This window comes from Rhizobium sp. rho-13.1 (genome assembly GCF_007000305.1).
In the GTDB taxonomy this organism is placed as follows: Bacteria; Pseudomonadota; Alphaproteobacteria; order Rhizobiales; family Rhizobiaceae; genus Rhizobium; species Rhizobium rhododendri.
Genome location: NZ_SCFL01000038.1, coordinates 1 through 16749, shown reverse-complemented (window position 1 = coordinate 16749; position 16749 = coordinate 1). Strand labels below are relative to the sequence as shown.

The window sequence follows — 16749 nt, the reverse complement described above, 5'->3', positions numbered from 1 at the left end:
AGAGCATCCACACGATCACTCAAATCCGCAATCCGGTTCAGCTCGGATGCGTACGGTCAATACCTCGATCTGTGTAGTGGTAGCTTCTTCAAACTCCGTCTATTCGGCACCATGAATGCGCCGCCTGAGGATGTCGAGATCGAGCGAGTGATCAGGGGCGCCGTGAAGACATTCCTTGCAGCTTACGGCTCGAAGCCCACGTAGTGAGGCAAAGCTTTTTTTATTGGATTGTTTAGGGTTCCGCCTGTGAAGCGATGATTAAATGTGACTAGCTGTGGACGACTTGGCGGCGGCGATCAACTGATCCTCAAGCGCTTGCTCCAACTGCTCGAACCCTGGAGTTGCCCCATAAAAACCGTACAGGATCAGATTTCTGTTTGACGGTTAAGAACTCGCGCAGGAATCGATACCCCAATGCTTTGTGCGAGTGAAGCCTGTTTTAGTGCTCGAACCACAATGGCAGTTGGGCGATGACCGTTTCGGCGTCCGGGATGGAATTGACCGAGACACAGTCGCGCTTGAAGATTTTCACGACGGCTTCGGCCATTCCGTTGGCATAATCGGCATTGGATTGGCCAAAAGCGAAATCGAGAGAGGTGGGTCGGTGCTTTTTCGGCGGGAGATTTCAAGCAAGAAGTTAATTGCCTTGCTTTCGGAGGTTGAACGTTTCAAGCGGCAGGCCGTTCAATTCGGCGGTTAAAATTACCAACGATCGATTATTAGTCAAGTTGGACGTTACAACGTTACAATGGTTATTTTACGCGGATTGCCGCCTGTGTAATTGAGCTCAGTTGGACTGCGAATGCACCTGTCCGAGCATGTAGAAAAGCGGCCTCATATCCACTGTCGGAAGCTAGCGCATCGGTTCTCAAAGGCCCCGTCACTTGCCACCGGCATTGTCTATCCCTAATGCCGATGCCGTCGTGACGATTGCGGCATCGCTTTGCTACGTTTGCCGCTGCTCGGATACCAGCTCTTTCAAAGTAAGCTTTCGCGCGACTTCTAAACGCAACGCACCCATCACCGCCGCAACATTTAATAACAAAATAGCATCCAAACTCACAGCTTAAGCTGGTACTTGGTCATCCTCGGCAAGCTCGGTCACCGATCTAGCACCGAGACCTCCTGTCATGGCCTATTGTGCGGTAATCGGCAGCATATTGGTCATGCTCGCCCGGGGAGGCCTGTCCCATGCCTCCCCAGGCGGGTTTCCAGACCGGCTGCGCCGGCGGTCCGGCAATTCTGGCAGTCGGAGCGCAATGCCGCCGTTGCGTTACGACCGCGTTTTAGACACCAACGGTTTGCTCTTTCGGACCATTCCTTCTTAGGACCACCCATGCACGATGTGACAAAGCCCCTCCGTTTGGCCTTCTTGGCCTGTGCCATTCTATCGCTGGCAGCGTGTACAGAAAAAGAGGGAGAACAAAAGCAGGCTGTAGAACTGCCCCTCGCGGTTTCGATCGTGGAAGCCAAGCCTGAGACCATCCCCGTGATCAGCGAGCTACCGGGTCGGGTATCGCCGATGATCACAGCAGATGTCCGCCCGCGGATTACCGGTCTCGTGCTTCGACGTATCTTCGAGCAAGGGACAAATGTTACAGAAGGTGACCTGCTGTACGTCATCGACCCGGCGCCGTTTCAGGCGAAGGTGGATTCAGCGCAGGCCACGCTCGACGCAGCCCTCGCGGCCCGCAAGCTGGCAGGGCAAAAAGCCGAGAGGCTGACCCAGCTACAGCAGAAAGGTGTTGCCAGCGCTGACGACAGTGAAACTGCCGTAGGACAATTGGCACAAAGCAACGCTGACGTTTCTCGCGCCCAGGCTGACCTTCGATCGGCGCAATTAGAACTGCAGTATACACAAATCAAGGCTCCAATCACCGGCAACATCGGTCGAGCTTTGGTCACGGAGGGTACGTTAGTCAGCCCGACTTCGGATGTCATGGCGACAATCCAGCAAATCGATCCGATTTATGCGGACTTCACACAGCCGGCCGACACGTTAATCCTTCTGCGCAACGCTATCAGGAGCGGCGACCTCAAAGAAGATGCGGCAGGCAGCGTCAGCATTAAGCTGGTGACGGAGCAAGGGCGTACCTATCCGCATGACGGCAAACTCCTGTTTTCTGAGGTGAGCGTCAACGCGCAGACCGGCCAGCTAATCCTGCGTGGTGAGTTTCCTAACCCAGAGCGAAACCTGCTACCGGGCATGTTTGTTCGCTCAAACCTTCAACAAGGCGCTCTTGAAGGAGCGTTCGCCGTTCCCGAGCAGTCCGTCCAGCGCGACACCACCGGAAAGCCGCGGCTATATATCGTGAATGCGCAAGACAAGGTCGAAATCCGCGAGGTGACGCTTGGTTGGATCTTCGAGGGCCGCTGGGTGGTTATCAAGGGACTTTTGGCTGGAGACAAAGTCATTGTCGAAGGTTTCCAGAAGGTCACCCCCGGGCAGGCGGTTAAGACTGAACCATGGAGCAAGCCATCCAGGGCTGACGCCCCCATAAAAAAGGAGGGCTGATCCGTGCTCGCCGCATTCTTCATCGACCGCCCAGTTTTTGCGTGGGTGCTTTCCATCGGCATCATACTGGCTGGCGCAATTTCACTGACGTTGTTGCCGATCTCACAGTATCCGAATGTAGCGCCGCCGCAGATCACGATCTCCGCAACCTATCCCGGGGCCTCCCCCGAAGACACCTACGAGGGCGTAACACGTTTGGTGGAGGAGGAGCTCAACGGCATTCCCGGTCTTCTTTATTACGAATCCACGTCGAATGCCCAGGGCGGAATTAGCATAACCGTAACATTTGCGCCTGGAACGGCGCCGGAAACAGCCGCGGTTGAGGTCCAGAACCGGGTGCGCCGTGTAGAGGCTCGACTACCGTCCTCCATCGTTCAACAAGGGATCAGCGTGGACACCGCAGGTGGTGGCATTCTGCTTCTGGTCGCCTTGCAATCGAAGAGGGGTACAATGGACGGTATCGCGCTTGGTGACTACATGAGCCGCAACGTCGCCAATGAATTGCGGCGCGTTCCAGGTGTTGGCAAGGTGCAACTGTTTGGAAGTGAGCGCGCGATGAGGGTCTGGCTTGATCCGGACAAGCTACTCGGTCTCAGTTTAACACCAGCCGATGTTACAAATGCCATTCAAGCTCAAAACGCGAAGGTTGCGGCCGGCCGCCTCGGAGCAGCGCCCTCCCAGACGGACAGGCGCGTCACGGGATCCTTGCTCATCAAGGGCCAGTTGACGTCACCGGACGAGTTCGGTCAGATCGTATTGCGCGCTGATACCGACGGCTCCGCGGTACGTTTGCGTGACGTGGCGCGAATTGAAGTTGGCGCCGACAGCTATGCCACCTCGGTGCGGATCGACGGAAAAGCGGCTGCAGGCGCTTCGATTGAGCTTGCACCCGGCGGCAACGCGCTGACCACCGCTACCGCCATCAAAGCGCGGCTGGCGCAGCTGGCGTCCTCGCTTCCCGAAGACATCGAGTATTCGGTACCTTACGACACCACACCGTTCGTCTACATCTCTATTGAACAGGTGCTGATGACGCTTGCCGAGGCGATGGTCCTCGTCTTCCTCGTCATGTTCCTCTTCCTCCAGAATATCCGGTACACCATCATACCTACGATCGTCGTACCAGTCGCGCTTCTTGGTGCATGCGGCGTGATGTACACGCTCGGGTTCTCGATCAATGTGCTGACGATGTTCGGTATGGTTCTTGCGATCGGCATCCTCGTTGATGACGCGATCGTTGTCGTTGAGAATGTCGAGCGGATCATGATGGAGGAGGGGCTCCACCCAAGGGAAGCAACGAAGAAGGCGATGACTCAAATTACCGGGGCCGTGATTGGGATTACCTTGGTGTTGACTGCTGTCTTCGTGCCAATGGCCTTTTTTCCAGGCGCCGTTGGCGTAATCTACAAGCAGTTCTCGCTGACGATGGTATCGTCGATCCTCTTTTCGGCTTTCCTGGCCCTGACGCTTACACCAGCGCTTTGTGCGACGTTTCTAAAGCCTGTCCAGAAGGGCGAAGCTCATACCAAGAAAGGCTTCTTCGGTTGGTTTAATCGTGCTTTCGACAGAGGCTCCAACAAATATAGCGGTTGGGTCGCGGGCCTGCTCAGACGGTCGGGTAGTACCATGCTGATTTATCTCGCCGTCGCCGCTGCGACCGCCTGGATGTTCCTGCAACTGCCGTCTTCCTTCCTGCCGGACGAAGATCAGGGCACGCTGCTGGCCCAGATCCAGGGGCCGGCAGATGCTACGGCTGAGCGAACACTCGGCTCCATCAAGCTGATGGAGAATGTTGTGACGTCCGAACCATCCGTGGACCGCGTGGTCGCAATTAGCGGCTTCAGCTTCTCCGGGTCGGGCGAGAATGCCGGACTGTCTTTCATCACCCTGAGAGACTGGAGCGAGAGGACCGCGGAGCAGTCGGCACAGGCTCTATCGGCCAAGTTCAATTCCGGATTTCGGGCCATTATGGACTCGACAGCCTATGCAATGTCGCCGCCAGCTATTTCGGGTCTTGGCACATCGAATGGTTTTGCGTTCCGCCTTCAAGATCGTGGCAACCAGGGGACTGAAGCTTTGAATGCCGCGCGTGACCAATTCATGGCGGAAGCAGCCAAGAGCCAGATCCTCGCTGGCGTCATGGTCGAGGGCCTCGCCGATGCGCCGCAAACCGTACTGACTATCGATCGCGAGAAGGCAAACACCTATGGCGTCACATTCGCCGATATCAACAAGACGATCAGCACTAGTCTCGGCTCGTCCTATGTCAATGACTTCCCCAACGCGGGACGCATGCAGAGGGTCACCGTGCAGGCCGATGCGAACAAACGCAGCACGATCTTCGATGTGATGAAGTTGACGGTGAGAAATTCAAATGGAGGTATGGTGCCAATCTCAGCCTTTGCAAGCTACGCCTTTACGAGAGGCACGACGCAGATCGTCGGATACAACGGTTTCCCGGCCGTCCGTCTCAGTGGACAGGCGGCTGCAGGCTTTTCCTCCGGTGAGGCTATCACCGAGGTCGAACGGATTGCCAATACCCTGCCGCCGGGCTTCGGCTATGAGTGGAGTGGCCAGTCACTGCAGGAAATCCAATCCGGCTCTCAGGTCCCGATGTTGCTGGGCCTGTCCGTCATTCTGGTATTCCTTTGCCTTGCGGCGCTGTACGAAAGCTGGGCAATTCCGCTTTCGGTACTGCTTGTCATCCCGCTCGGCGTCATTGGCGCGGTCGGTGCGGTAATGCTGCGCGACATGCCGAACGACATCTACTTCAAGGTCGGCCTAATCACCATCATGGGGCTTTCCGCCAAGAACGCCATCCTGATCATCGAGTTCGCGAAGGATCTTCGGGCCAAGGGAAAGTCGACGTTCGACGCGGCAATAGAGGCGGCACATCTTCGTTTCCGGCCAATCCTGATGACCTCACTCGCCTTCGCTCTGGGGGTAGTGCCCTTGGCCATTGCCACAGGCGCGGGCTCCGGCAGCCAAGCTGCAATTGGGACCGGCGTCCTTGGCGGCATGATCTCCGCCACTGTCCTAGCAATCTTTTTCGTTCCGGTCTTTTTTGCCTTCGTCATGAAGTTCAGCAAGGATCCTTCTAAGCATCAATCGGACGAGGCGCCACAGATTGCTGATAAGTGAGTGTCTGATATGGAGACAGGCACACGACTTTGCGGGCGGATGCCCTTCATAAATAGGCTTAAGCGGTCTTCAATGATGCCACGCTATAGCCGGAGATTGGGGAAACGGATCGCTTCGGCAATAATCGCCCGGTCGAGCTCGATAGCCTCCGTTTCAGACGCATGCTCAAACAGGAGATAGGCAAGTCGAAGGAGGTTATCCTCCAGCTTCAATCGTTGACCGCGATTGGCGGGGTGCGGGCGATTCTGAAGATGGCTTTCTCGATCGGGCTCGCTCAGATATCGCTGGGAAAAAACCACTGTGTGTGAAGCGAGTGCCTACAGCACATAGGATTTTTCCGTCGGCTCCGAGCCGAACAAACAGCGTGTGTGGAAATGTGTCTATTTGAGCCCCATCATGTGCATGAAAGACGCTGGTGATAAACTGTTCCGCCTTGTGGCGATAAGGGCGTGAGCGTTGTACAGCAATCGGTGATTTCAGCCGCCTTCAGCGTGTTGATCAACGCATTGACCTGGGCCCCATGGCTTAGGTGCGTCAGTCGAACGCAGAGTTGCTCGGCATTCGTTTCTCTCACCTAGAGGTGTCTATCAAACCAATCGAGTACGCGACGCTGGATATCCAACTGATGCTCGGGCTCGCTAAACCAGTGAGCTTCCCGTGGATAGCTGATCATCTTAACGGGTTTGCCAAGGAGTCTTAGTCCTCGGTAGAACTCCAGACCAAGCGCTATCGGCACTCGCGTATCTGCCTCGCCGTGCAGTACCAGCACTGGCGTATGAACGTTTTCCAACATCCGCACGGGCGATACCCTATCGAGATCGGCAAGGTGCGCGGATGGCTCGCCGAAATAACCCATGGTGTAGTCGGGCGTGTCGGTAATGCGCGCCATCGTAGTCATGTTGGTTGGAGCAGCACCGACCACTGCTGCCTTGAAGCGCTCGCTGTGCGTCACCGCCCAGGCCGCCATGAACCCGCCATAGCTCCATCCGCCGATGCCGAGGCGCGAAGGGTCTGAAATCTTCATGGCGACGAGCATGTCAACGCCGTCAATCACATCTTGATAGTCCATTCCGCCCCAGTCATGCCCAATCGCTCGCGCAAAGGCCGTGCCTTGACCGTCCGAACCGCGCGGATTGGGCAGCAATACGGCATAGCCATTCGTCGCCAGCATTTGCGCCCATTCGTGCCAGCTGCCGAGCCACCCCGCCCACCACGCCCATTCGGGACCGCCGTGAATTTGGATGACTGTCTTGATCGGGCTCCCAGGAGTGTAGTCGGGCGGCGTAACGAGGACACCATAGATCCGTTTGCCGTCACGGCTATTGGTCCAAGATATTTGACTGACCTTGCCACATTTCCAGTGGGCGACTTGCGGATTGATCATCGTGATTGGACGGATCTGTTTGCCGGCGATGGTCCATACGTCGGCGGGTCGCTCAGGGCTCGACAGCGCAACCGCGACGAGGCGATCATCTCGACTAGTCGTGAGGTCGAAAGCCTCACCTTCCAAAGTGGCAAGCCGCGTGACACGCCCGTTCCCAGTCGCTGCGAATCTGACTAATCTGGATTGCGTCTCCTCAAATGACAGGGCGAGGATGGAGCGGCTATCCGCAGCCCATTGCAATCGCGTCAACAACCCCGCGTAGTCGTCGACGAGCTTAGTGAGTGTATTTGTCGCAAAGTTGTAAACGCGGGGGGCCGTGCCAATGAATCCCGGCGTGAGAATTTCCGAGGCGAGGATAGCAGTGCCGTCGGGTGCCCAAAACGGGCCTTCCGCGGCATGTTCAATGAGCGTCTTGCCGAATGTGCCGTTCTCGAAATCAAAAGTGGTGATCCGCGAATGGTAGAAATAATCATTGATCGCGCTCGTATCCGCGATACGGACCGCCATGCGTTTTCCATCCGGAGACCACGCCATTTTACTGACGTTGACAGTTTCTGGCGAGACAGGTTGCGCCTCGTGGCTCAAAAGATCCAGAACCCAAAGGCGGGACATGTGGCCAGCCTTGTCCAACTCGACCCAGTCACGCTTCGCCTCACGATCTGCCTTTTCCCCCGGTGTATCTGGATCAGCACTTAGAAAGGCAATCTTTGTCCCGTCGGGCGACCATGCGAAATCAGTAATGTCATATGGCACTGCGGTGAGCGGCACTGGTTCGCCACCATTGCGCCCAACCTTCCAAAGCTGGCGGGTCTGTTTGCCCCCGGCGTCCAAAACAGCTGGCGGCGATCCATCGGCTTGGCCTTCAGGCCGGCTGGATTCGTCGGGCTTGCCTGCGGTCGACATATCGGTTCCCGTCGTTCCTTTACTCCTGCGGTTCGACAGGAACGCGATTATTTCACCGTCCGGAGACCAGCGCGGTGTGTTGTCAACACCAGCACCGTTGACGAGCTCACGCGCGGGTTCGCTGCCGTCGGTCGGCACGAACCATATCCTTTGCTGGTCAGAGCCGAACGTCGCCACTTGCCGTTGGACGACAAACAATATTGTCTTACCATCAGGCGACATTTCCAAATGACGCATGTCCTGTAACTGCATGATGTCAGAGGGGCCAATCGGACCGCCGAATTCGGCAGTTTTCATCGGTGGAGCGACGGGCGAGCGAAGGTGCAGTGCCTGGACGTCCGCCTCGGTCGGTGACTGCGTCACGGCTGTAAGGAGCGACGCCGTAAGAGGAAATACTAGCTTCATTGAAGAATCTCAATCTCACATGACAGGGGGCTAAAGGCATCATTCGGCACAGTTGCGGTCTACGCATCGCAGCCCGGCTACAGCGCCTCCTTTAGATTGTGTGGGGCCGCCGCATCCAGCCGCTTATCGCGGGAGAAATGAGAATGCACGGTGCTGCTTGCGCCGCACACATTTGATGCCCGATTAGTTCGCTGACATCGACATGCGCGTTCGTCCAGGACTGACCGCAGCACAGTCGTATTCGCTGCTTCACTACCGCATTGAAGATTTTACAAAGGATGGATCGAACGTCCTACTGAATGGCACGTCGCTATTTGCAAGTTCCGGATCAAGTGTTTTCAATACACTCATCATCGATTTGTAGCCTTCCTCTGTCACCATCCCATCGAGTGAGTACATTTCCCTCGAATTTCTAAAAAAGCTTCGACGTAGAGGCTTTTGTCGCCCATCAAATACTCCTGCGGAACGGCTGCGGCGATATCCTCAGGCGTTGAAGCTTGGATAAATTTGAGCGCCTTGAGGAAGGCGTTAACAAGCTTCTGGATGGTGATAGGATTAGCCTCAATAAAACTACGGGTCGTATAGACTGATGCGGCGGGATTAGGGCCTCCGAACAGCTCGCGGGTCCCAGCCTCGGTTCTCGTATCAATCAAAATTTGGACTTCGCCCTCGCGTTCGAGCTGGGCAATGACGGGGTCCACATAGGAAAGGCCGTCAACTTCGCCACTCTTGAGTGCAGCCAAGGCGCTGGCTCCCCCACCCGTGCCGACCAATGCGACATCGTCCGCCTTCAGGCCATTTTTTATCAAAGCATATTGGAGCATGAGCGCGGTCGATGAACCCGGCGCCGTTACAGCCATCTTCCTACCTTTCAGCTCCCTTACCGATCTAACGTCGCTTGCCAGGCTTTTGCGCACCGCTATTACGATCCCAGGAAAACGGCCGAGGCCGCAGACAGCAGCAATGTCCTGGCCTTTATTCTGCATCCTGATTGTGTGCTCATACGCGCCAACGACAACGTCTAACGATCCGCCGATAAGCGCCTGCAGCGATTTGGCGCCACCGGAAAAGTCATTAATGATGACGTTTAGACCCTCTTCTTCGAAGAACCCCTTTCGCTCGGCAATTGTCAGTGGGAGATAGTAAAGGAGAGGCTTACCGCCAACTCCGATAGTTAAGTTAGGCTTCTCCGCCTTTTCGCCTGCAGCCGCTGCGGGACCCAGACCAACGAATCTGGCGGCAACCGCCAATGCCGTAGTGCTGACCAAAAACGTTCTACGATTCATCACACAGTCCCTAATTTTTTACTTCACTCATGTTGCTGACCACACCGCCAGAGGGCGTTGGAACAGATTATTGGAGCCAAGATCGGTTCAAACCAGAACTTGCTCGGAGGTCTTGGTGTCCAGCTCTATCGAGCTCGATTGGCGTCCCAAGTCACCGGAAAGTTTTGAACCGTTCGGATGCCCGAAAAGCCGGTGACTTTCGGAAAAGCACCAGCAGCTCTGATGGTCGGGAACCTCTCTGCTAGGACGGTCAATGCCTCTTCCAGCTCAGCTTTTGCCAGTGCTTCGCCCAGACAACGGTGCGCTCCAGCGCCAAATACCGGATGCCATTTCAATTGCTCTCTTGTGATATCCAGTCGATCAGGGTCGTTATAGAGATGCTCGTCTCGGAGGGCGGACATGGTCACTAGCGAGCAAGCTTTATTGGCAGGGAGGAGCGCCCCGTCTAACTCGATATCGGTCGTGGTAAAGCGCGGAACCGAGCCTATTGCGGGCTCATAACGAAGGCATTCCAGCACGGCCTTTGGAACCAGGTCGTGATTGTCTAAAACTGCATTCCATTGCTCAGGATGCTGGAGAAGGACTGCCAGCTGAATGACGATGGCAGATCGCGTCGTGTCGCTGCCACCGACGATCAAAGTCATGATCTGGGTAATCACTTCCTCGGCGGACAAGGATCCGTCGCTTTCCACATCCGAGAGAAGTTTGCTCACAAAGTCATTGTTTTTTTCGTAGCTGCGCTTTGCCACGACGTCAGCAACATATGATCTCAGCTCGCCGGCTGCTCGTTGAAGCTGCGGTACATCTTGCGCACGCCAAGATCCGCCCAGGAGCGGACTGAAACGGTATACGATCTCTGTAAATCTATTCACATCGTCCTGGGGGAGGCCCAAGATCGACGCAATGATCCTGGCCGGAATAAGAGCGGCAAAGTCCTCAAGCAAGTCCATGCCACCATCGGGCGCTGCGGTATCGGCGATCTGCGCAACAGTCTGTCTAATGAGAGGGCGCAACGCATCAATCATCTTGAAGGCGAATGTCCTGGTCAGGGGAGATCGTCTGCGCAAATGGACATCGCCATTCGACGTCAGCATCCCGTTTCGCACGAATTCCCAGATTGGCCCATCCTCAACGCCGCGCAGGGTGACCAACTCTGTTTCTACCTGACGTGTCTTGGCATCGCTGCACAGACTGAGAACGTCGTCGGCACGCAAGATCAGATATACCCCCGCTTCCGACAAGATGAACGGAATCTCCTTTCGGTAGTGCCGGTAGACGCGATGAGGGTCGGCGCTCAGGGTTGAAATGGGTAGCACCGGAACTCGAAAGTTCGTAGACCGCTCTGCGGAGTTGTCTAGGGTCATTCATCAATATCCTTTAATTCGGCTCATCCGCCGCCTAAATTTCCGGCCAGCTGCCGAAACACAACCGACGCGTCAGGCAGGGCGTTAGTGTTCTTTAGCGGCGACAGCAGGCATGCATTGTGTTCTGGTAACAGTGGTGGCAGATCCACGTTGAATAACGTTCGCAACGGAATTGGCGCGAATTTCCCCGCGTCGTTAGATGTGCCTGTCACGCAAAAACATCTAAGTGCACCCAAATTAGCGCGTTGGGAAAAAACTTAATCCACGGTCCATCGCACAGTTGAATTCGACTGTCGTACCCTTTTGTTCGTACGCGGGCAGGCTGAACACAGTCATAGAAAATTGAGCGCTGTTATCTGGGTGGACTTTGTATCGTAAAAACTGAACGATCGGCTTTCCATCGAGATCGATGGTCATATGCTCGTCAGCAAAGGCAAGCGTCCCATCGTCCGTCAATCTGAATGCGTTAATCCGTAGTCCACCGCGTGTTTTGCTTGGCTTTGCATCGTTCGGTACCGCGCTGCAAAGACTGAGATCAACGGTGACGGCGACCGGCTGCCCTTTGCCAAGCATACGGATTACAGCTGGCAGGGCGAGGGGGCCCTGGCGATGCTCGGTTGCACTCGCGGCGGCGGGTAGCAATGCCGCGAGAAGAATAGTGAAGACGCGCTTCATGCAGTACTCCTTGGAACTCTCGGCGCATGGCTCGATAAGCGCCGTCAAATTGATTGGCATCGCGTAACTTGACGCAGCATAATTGCGTTGCGGGGGAAGCCGTTACCCTAAATCACCGATGGAGCGTATCATCTGGACTTCTTTAACCGGCTTGCCATTCTCGATAATTCCGCCAGGCACAACGCAGAGATCGGAGAAAAGCTGACTACGATAGAATGCAATGGCAGATACATTTTCGCCGCTGACGCATAGCTCCAGTTTCGAAATACCTTTGTCCTTCGCGAAAGAAATAACACGGTTCAGCAGAGCCGAAGCAGTTCCAGTTCGCCGGAAGTCAGCGTGGACGTAAGCCATTACAATAATAGCCCGGTGCTTCAGTTTTGCTGGATGCCTGCGAATAAGCCCCATCAATCCCACAGGGATACCACTATGGAAAGCGCCGAAGACTGGATCAGTTAACCGCCTATTCCATTCATCCTCGGAAAGAGACTCCCAGTCATCAAGAATGCTGGCGTAGGACGATGGTGTGGACCTTAAGGCCTGTAGCCATATCTGTTTGAAAATAGAGCCTTCACCGGGCACAATCTGTCTGTATGAAATGTCGTGTTTGTCCAAAATATGCTCCTTGTCCCGGTTAGTTGCCAACACGACAGACTGACCCGGCATGCGTTCGGTTCAGGCGATGCGTGCGACAGATTTTAGGAGGTCCCGTTTACACCAGCGCCGGAAATACCAGACAGAGCGGCGGGGATCCGCTGAGTTAAAAGGATGAATTTCCCTGACCATGACATACGAGGCCACACTCACCACTTAAGATGGAAGACACGTTCATGATCGAATGATCTATTCCCGCTCCCTAGCCCGTCTTCAGCGCCGCCTTTACAGGGTTGTCCATCTAGAAATCCGAGATCTCGCTTTCGCTCATCGGGAAGCTGATCAGGAAGCAACTTGATGCGCTTGATCTTCATACTTTTGTGGCCCCGGAGGCAGACATCAGTCGTTTTATGCAATTGGCTAACAATCCGCCATTTTGCCGCATATTTCACCCATGCAATCGTATTGTGTTGTCACCTACCAAACTTGATCACGAATTCGTGAATTGGCAAATGAAGATTTTATGAAGAGCTATATGGTTGATTTCATTATATACTTCAAGATGACGCTGGGAATTGAGTCGCGGAACGATGCTATGTTTTGGCAAGCTAATCTTTAGCGTGCAGTCGGCTTCGCCATCTCTAAGCGAGGCCGAGCGAACCGATACTGTCGGCGTGTCATTGGCATTTGTGTCCTCCAATCCGACGCTTTGAAAGTGTAGATAGCTCGGCCGCGAGCGACGCTTGAGAACTATAGGTGTCATTGGCCAACTCCGTCTTATGGGCACGGATGCTTCGTCTCGTTGGAACCTCAAAGGACACCAGGTACGGTCCCCGAGATACATGCCAGATCTCTGTGTTGCCGTGGGTGATGTTTTGTTGCGAAATGTTCACGTGGGCGCTGGATCAGTATCGTCCCATAGCTAACAAGAATGTATCCACAAGCTGAAGTCGAGAGCGTGCTTTGCGCGCAGCTGAACGTGGTGAGTCGTGTTTTGGCCTACTTCAGGTTGTGAGCTGATTGATTATGGAGAAAGGCCAACGTGAAAATTTGATGCGGTCCGATGCGAGAGTGATCTCGTTGGGGTGGTCAGTGGCTGGACTAATCCTGCAAATTTGCGACCAGCCGGCCCCACAGCCATCATCAGTCGAGTATATGTTTCGAGATCGCTCGGAAGCATTTTGATATGGCCTACATCGACAGGTGCGTCGCTCCACCCAATCTTCTATTTCTTCACACATTTTATGGCGCGCAAGCGCGCTACGCACGAAACGGGTGGCTCTGTTGAACGCTGTTCCGAAGATGATAGTCATCCGTCGCCCACATGCCTGTTTGAAAGACTGATCTTCACACCTCGATCATTTTTGGGTTGATCTGTTATTCTCACAGCTGCTACATCGACGCGGTTAGAACCGCGGGAAGCCGACATGCGCGCTCGCGATGTGAAATAAACGTGGGCACTTTTTACCCTCCCCATCAGCTAATTTGACACACACACTTTGATCGATGACGATTGGAGACTGAAATGACCATAAGGACAATTATCACAGTACCTGACCCCGCACTTCGTCAGGTTTCGCGTGCGGTCGACCCCGAGGCCGCAGAAACGGCTCTCTTAGTCGATGACATGCTGGAAACCATGTACAACGCATCTGGTGCGGGCCTGGCGGCTGTGCAGATCGGCATTCTGAAACGCGTCGTGGTCGTAGACGTTGCCCGGGATGCGCCTCGGGATCCTCGGGTTTTCATCAATCCAGTGATTGTCGATGCGTCCGATGAATGCTCGACTTTCAGGGAAGGTTGTCTGTCGATTCCGAACACCATGGTCGAAGTGGTTAGACCAGCGAAGATTACCGTGGAATATGATAATCTGAGTGGCGGTAGAGAGATACTCGAAGCCGAAGGCGTCCTTGCTACATGTCTTCAGCACGAGATCGATCATCTCAACGGGACCCTGATAACGGACCACGGTGAGCCAGTGATCATAGAACCGCCGGTCTCGGCGTGACTCCTTGGTAGCAAAAGAGAGACGTGGCCTGTTTCGACGGCCTTCGTGAAGGGATACAACAACGCAAGGCCAAATTTACGGGCTCGCACCGTTTAGGCTCGACGGCTCCAGCGGTTTTCCCATTTGCTATGACGGGTCTTTAAAAGACTCCATCGACAGAGACTGACGGTGGATCAGATCATTCAAATTGAGACGGCGCAGGGGAAGGATATCAGGAGGTAACAGATAGGGTACTCTGCTTGATTCCCTGCGTAGACGTCACAGGATCGATGCAGAGGTGCTGCGCTTCGAGCTGATGATAAACGTGGTCACGTGAGAGCAGCCACAAGTATCATTGAAAGGAAGCCGCAGCAGGGAGTACTCTGTAGGAAGACGTTGCTGAGAATGCGTATGGCACGCAGCTTCGATGTGTAGTGGGATATGAGGTTACCAATGGCGACGCACCTTAGGTGCTGGAAAGCGCTGCATTGGTCAGCAAGGCCGCTGTCGACCCTAGGCTTTCCGGCATATGAATAGGACGAGCCTCAGTCAGGCGCAGTGAGCCTTGCAGTGTTGCCGCGCCGATCATGCGCTCGTTCTTAATCCGACCAAGCACCAGTGGACCCCAGACGGCGTCCAGTTTGGCAACTCCGCCGGATGGTGGCGCGTGAATTGATCCGAGGTTCGAAATTACTGCATCGTAGCCACGGGCGAGGCCACATGCGACATTAGTTGTGGCCATTTGTGGCAGACTGCTTTCCAACCGCCACATATTTCGCAGGATGTTTTCTTTGGTTCGCATTTTACTCACGGCATCGGAGTACGATCTGGCCGTGTCCCAGAAGCTCGTTAACAGGTCTAACCGCTGTTCAACTATCGCTACCGAGACGAATAATCCGACCTCGTTCGGGTCGACGTTGGCGAGCGGCCGGATGTTGATAGGCGACAGGATCGAATAGCTGCCTGTAGGGTGATTTCCGGCGTTCGCCATCGCCAAAGCAGCGGACAATGCCCCATTCACGGTAGTGCCATGCTTTCGGCTGTTCTCTATTAACGCGTTGGTAGTGTTACGATCCAGGGATGCAGAAGTAATTTGTGGTCGGTCACCGCTAAATGGCCTCCACAATGACTGACTTCGAACTCGGCCGACTGCCGCGCAATCTTGCACGGATCGGCCCGTAGCGTCTCCCGGTTGTTTGTTCTCACTGCACCGAACGAGATCTTCAACAGAGGGCCTGCGTGGGGCAACGACCAATTCGTTGCCGTTCAGCGACGACACAATATCGTTCAAGAGCGCAACACCGGAAAGGCCGTCCGCGATCGCGTGATGAAAGGTCAAAACGACGTAAAAACGTCTTGACTCGGACTGGGCTTGGACAACCGCCACGCGCAAGAGAGGGGCGACCCACGGGTCGAAAGGTCTGGCCAACTCTGCCTCGACAGTTCCCCGCCATCCATCTCGACCTTTGGGCTCGCGCGTCTCGAGTGGGGCTGGCCGAATATGTTCAATGAAATGTGGGCCGTCGTCGTCGTCTTCGACCGCATACCAAAGATGAGGATGACGCATTTGGGCCTTATACAGCGCCGCTCCTAATTCCAAAAAACCAAAACAACCCGAAATTTCGCCGACTAGACAGAAGTGTCGGTGATGCCGTCTGGAATACAGATACAGAAGGCGCTCTTGGGCCCCCATCGGACGAACCGTTCTTTTCAAGCGCATATCCCGTTCACTTACACTATCGATCATAAAATCTCCTTGGGCTCTAGCAGCCTTCAAAGGGTTGGCATCTCCGGGCGAATTCTAATCGACGCGGATTGATCTCACATGAAATCTTTCCACTACGCATATTCAACGAACACAATCCGGCGGCTTCATGCTCCTTGGAGTGAAATCGGCCCATGCGGTTGAGCAGAATCAGACCACCTGTGGCGCCCGAATGAGATCTCCAGAAGGGTGTAGCCCAAACAAATTCACCTCTGTGCGCAGGCAATTTGCGGGTCTGCACGGCCCTTCGGGCATGATTCTGGGCGAGTTCACTGATGCCTTCTCTCGAAGCAAACCACGTCGTTAACGAAGGCTCGCTGCCCGCCACAACGAATGTGCCTCGGATACCGTGTGCCGACCCATCGTGCCTATGTTATCGTCGGCGTCCTTTTCCCACCGCATAAGGAGTATTGCTGTTGATGTCCGCAATGGATGCTGTTTCCCGTAAAGCGTCTTCCTCAGTGTGCGGTGGCGGCCGCGCGTTGGAAAGCGGCCGAAGCGTCGTTCCATGCCGGCTTGTCGGGGGCAAAGCGGGCCCGGAGATAGGTGGTGAGAGCCTTCAGCTGGCTCTCGTCCAGCGTATTGCGGAATGACGGCATCGACATGACTTCGGGTGCCTCGCGCCCTGTCGTCGCGGCGAGGATCGCCGGCGCCTCGACGCCGCCGAGGATCGCCTGGATGACATTGTTGGGCGTATCGGCATGCAGGTTGCTGTTAAGCGCCAGAGATG

At 55.1% G+C, this 16749-nt stretch carries 11 protein-coding genes and 2 pseudogenes; 5 read left to right on the top strand and 8 right to left on the bottom strand.

The window, feature by feature from the left end; translation table 11 throughout:
* Window positions 1-204: TetR/AcrR family transcriptional regulator C-terminal domain-containing protein (locus EQW76_RS27825; RefSeq protein WP_202617243.1), on the top strand; the 204-nt coding region annotated here is incomplete at its 5' end.
* Between the two features lie 103 nt (window positions 205-307).
* Here the strand turns inward: EQW76_RS27825 and EQW76_RS30070 are convergent.
* A pseudogene (locus EQW76_RS30070) lies at window positions 308-556 on the bottom strand (hypothetical protein); the annotation flags it as partial.
* On the opposite strand from EQW76_RS30070, the gene EQW76_RS27820 reads away from it, so the two are divergent.
* From EQW76_RS27820 to EQW76_RS27810, 3 genes are all read left to right on the top strand, one after another.
* A complete protein-coding gene (locus EQW76_RS27820) occupies window positions 443-700 on the top strand; it encodes a hypothetical protein (protein WP_202617244.1) in 258 nt (85 codons plus the stop codon). The pseudogene EQW76_RS30070 and the gene EQW76_RS27820 sit on opposite strands and share 114 nt — an antisense overlap.
* A 636-nt stretch (window positions 701-1336) precedes the next feature.
* Window positions 1337-2515 (top strand): efflux RND transporter periplasmic adaptor subunit, encoded by a 1179-nt coding sequence (locus tag EQW76_RS27815; protein WP_142832432.1) that lies wholly within the window; start codon window positions 1337-1339, stop codon window positions 2513-2515.
* 3 nt (window positions 2516-2518) lie between these two features.
* Window positions 2519-5656, top strand: coding sequence for an efflux RND transporter permease subunit (locus EQW76_RS27810; RefSeq protein WP_142832431.1), 3138 nt, complete (start codon window positions 2519-2521; stop codon window positions 5654-5656).
* 574 nt (window positions 5657-6230) lie between these two features.
* Here the strand turns inward: EQW76_RS27810 and EQW76_RS27800 are convergent.
* From EQW76_RS27800 to EQW76_RS27780, 5 genes and pseudogenes are all read right to left on the bottom strand, one after another.
* The gene (locus EQW76_RS27800) at window positions 6231-8240 is read right to left on the bottom strand and encodes a S9 family peptidase (RefSeq protein WP_161991120.1); all 2010 of its coding nucleotides are present in this window, start codon (window positions 8238-8240) and stop codon (window positions 6231-6233) included.
* A 360-nt stretch (window positions 8241-8600) separates the two neighbouring features.
* Window positions 8601-9634, bottom strand: a pseudogene (locus tag EQW76_RS27795) (ABC transporter substrate-binding protein).
* Window positions 9635-9759: 125 nt separating this feature from the next.
* On the bottom strand, window positions 9760-10998 hold the full coding sequence (locus tag EQW76_RS27790; protein ID WP_142832429.1) for a cytochrome P450: 1239 nt from the start codon (window positions 10996-10998) through the stop codon (window positions 9760-9762).
* A 237-nt stretch (window positions 10999-11235) separates the two neighbouring features.
* Complete coding sequence (locus tag EQW76_RS27785) at window positions 11236-11673, bottom strand: VirK family protein (RefSeq protein ID WP_142832428.1); 438 nt, start codon at window positions 11671-11673, stop codon at window positions 11236-11238.
* Between the two features lie 102 nt (window positions 11674-11775).
* A complete protein-coding gene (locus EQW76_RS27780; protein ID WP_244615585.1) occupies window positions 11776-12288 on the bottom strand; it encodes a GNAT family N-acetyltransferase in 513 nt (170 codons plus the stop codon).
* A 1504-nt stretch (window positions 12289-13792) separates the two neighbouring features.
* Between EQW76_RS27780 and def the strand changes: the two genes are divergently transcribed.
* Window positions 13793-14275, top strand: a complete 483-nt coding sequence (gene def / locus EQW76_RS27775; RefSeq protein WP_142832426.1) for a peptide deformylase — start codon at window positions 13793-13795, stop codon at window positions 14273-14275.
* Between the two features lie 445 nt (window positions 14276-14720).
* Here def and EQW76_RS27770 read toward each other — a convergent pair whose 3' ends face one another.
* Both EQW76_RS27770 and EQW76_RS29175 read right to left on the bottom strand, forming a co-directional pair.
* The gene (locus EQW76_RS27770) at window positions 14721-16001 is read right to left on the bottom strand and encodes a wax ester/triacylglycerol synthase domain-containing protein (protein ID WP_142832425.1); all 1281 of its coding nucleotides are present in this window, start codon (window positions 15999-16001) and stop codon (window positions 14721-14723) included.
* Window positions 16002-16477: 476 nt separating this feature from the next.
* A partial coding sequence (locus EQW76_RS29175) for a hypothetical protein (RefSeq protein ID WP_143123488.1) occupies window positions 16478-16749 on the bottom strand: 272 nt, incomplete at its 5' end.

Bases quoted from the DNA above. Each gene is read 5' to 3' on its own strand.
- EQW76_RS27785 (WP_142832428.1), bottom strand. From the start codon at position 11,673: ATGAAGCGCGTCTTCACTATTCTTCTCGCGGCATTGCTACCCGCCGCC.
- EQW76_RS27790 (WP_142832429.1), bottom strand. From the start codon at position 10,998: ATGACCCTAGACAACTCCGCAGAGCGGTCTACGAACTTTCGAGTTCCG.
- EQW76_RS27815 (WP_142832432.1), top strand. From the start codon at position 1,337: ATGCACGATGTGACAAAGCCCCTCCGTTTGGCCTTCTTGGCCTGTGCC.
- EQW76_RS27800 (WP_161991120.1), bottom strand. From the start codon at position 8,240: ATGAAAACTGCCGAATTCGGCGGTCCGATTGGCCCCTCTGACATCATG.
- EQW76_RS27770 (WP_142832425.1), bottom strand. From the start codon at position 16,001: ATGATCGATAGTGTAAGTGAACGGGATATGCGCTTGAAAAGAACGGTT.
- def (WP_142832426.1), top strand. From the start codon at position 13,793: ATGACCATAAGGACAATTATCACAGTACCTGACCCCGCACTTCGTCAG.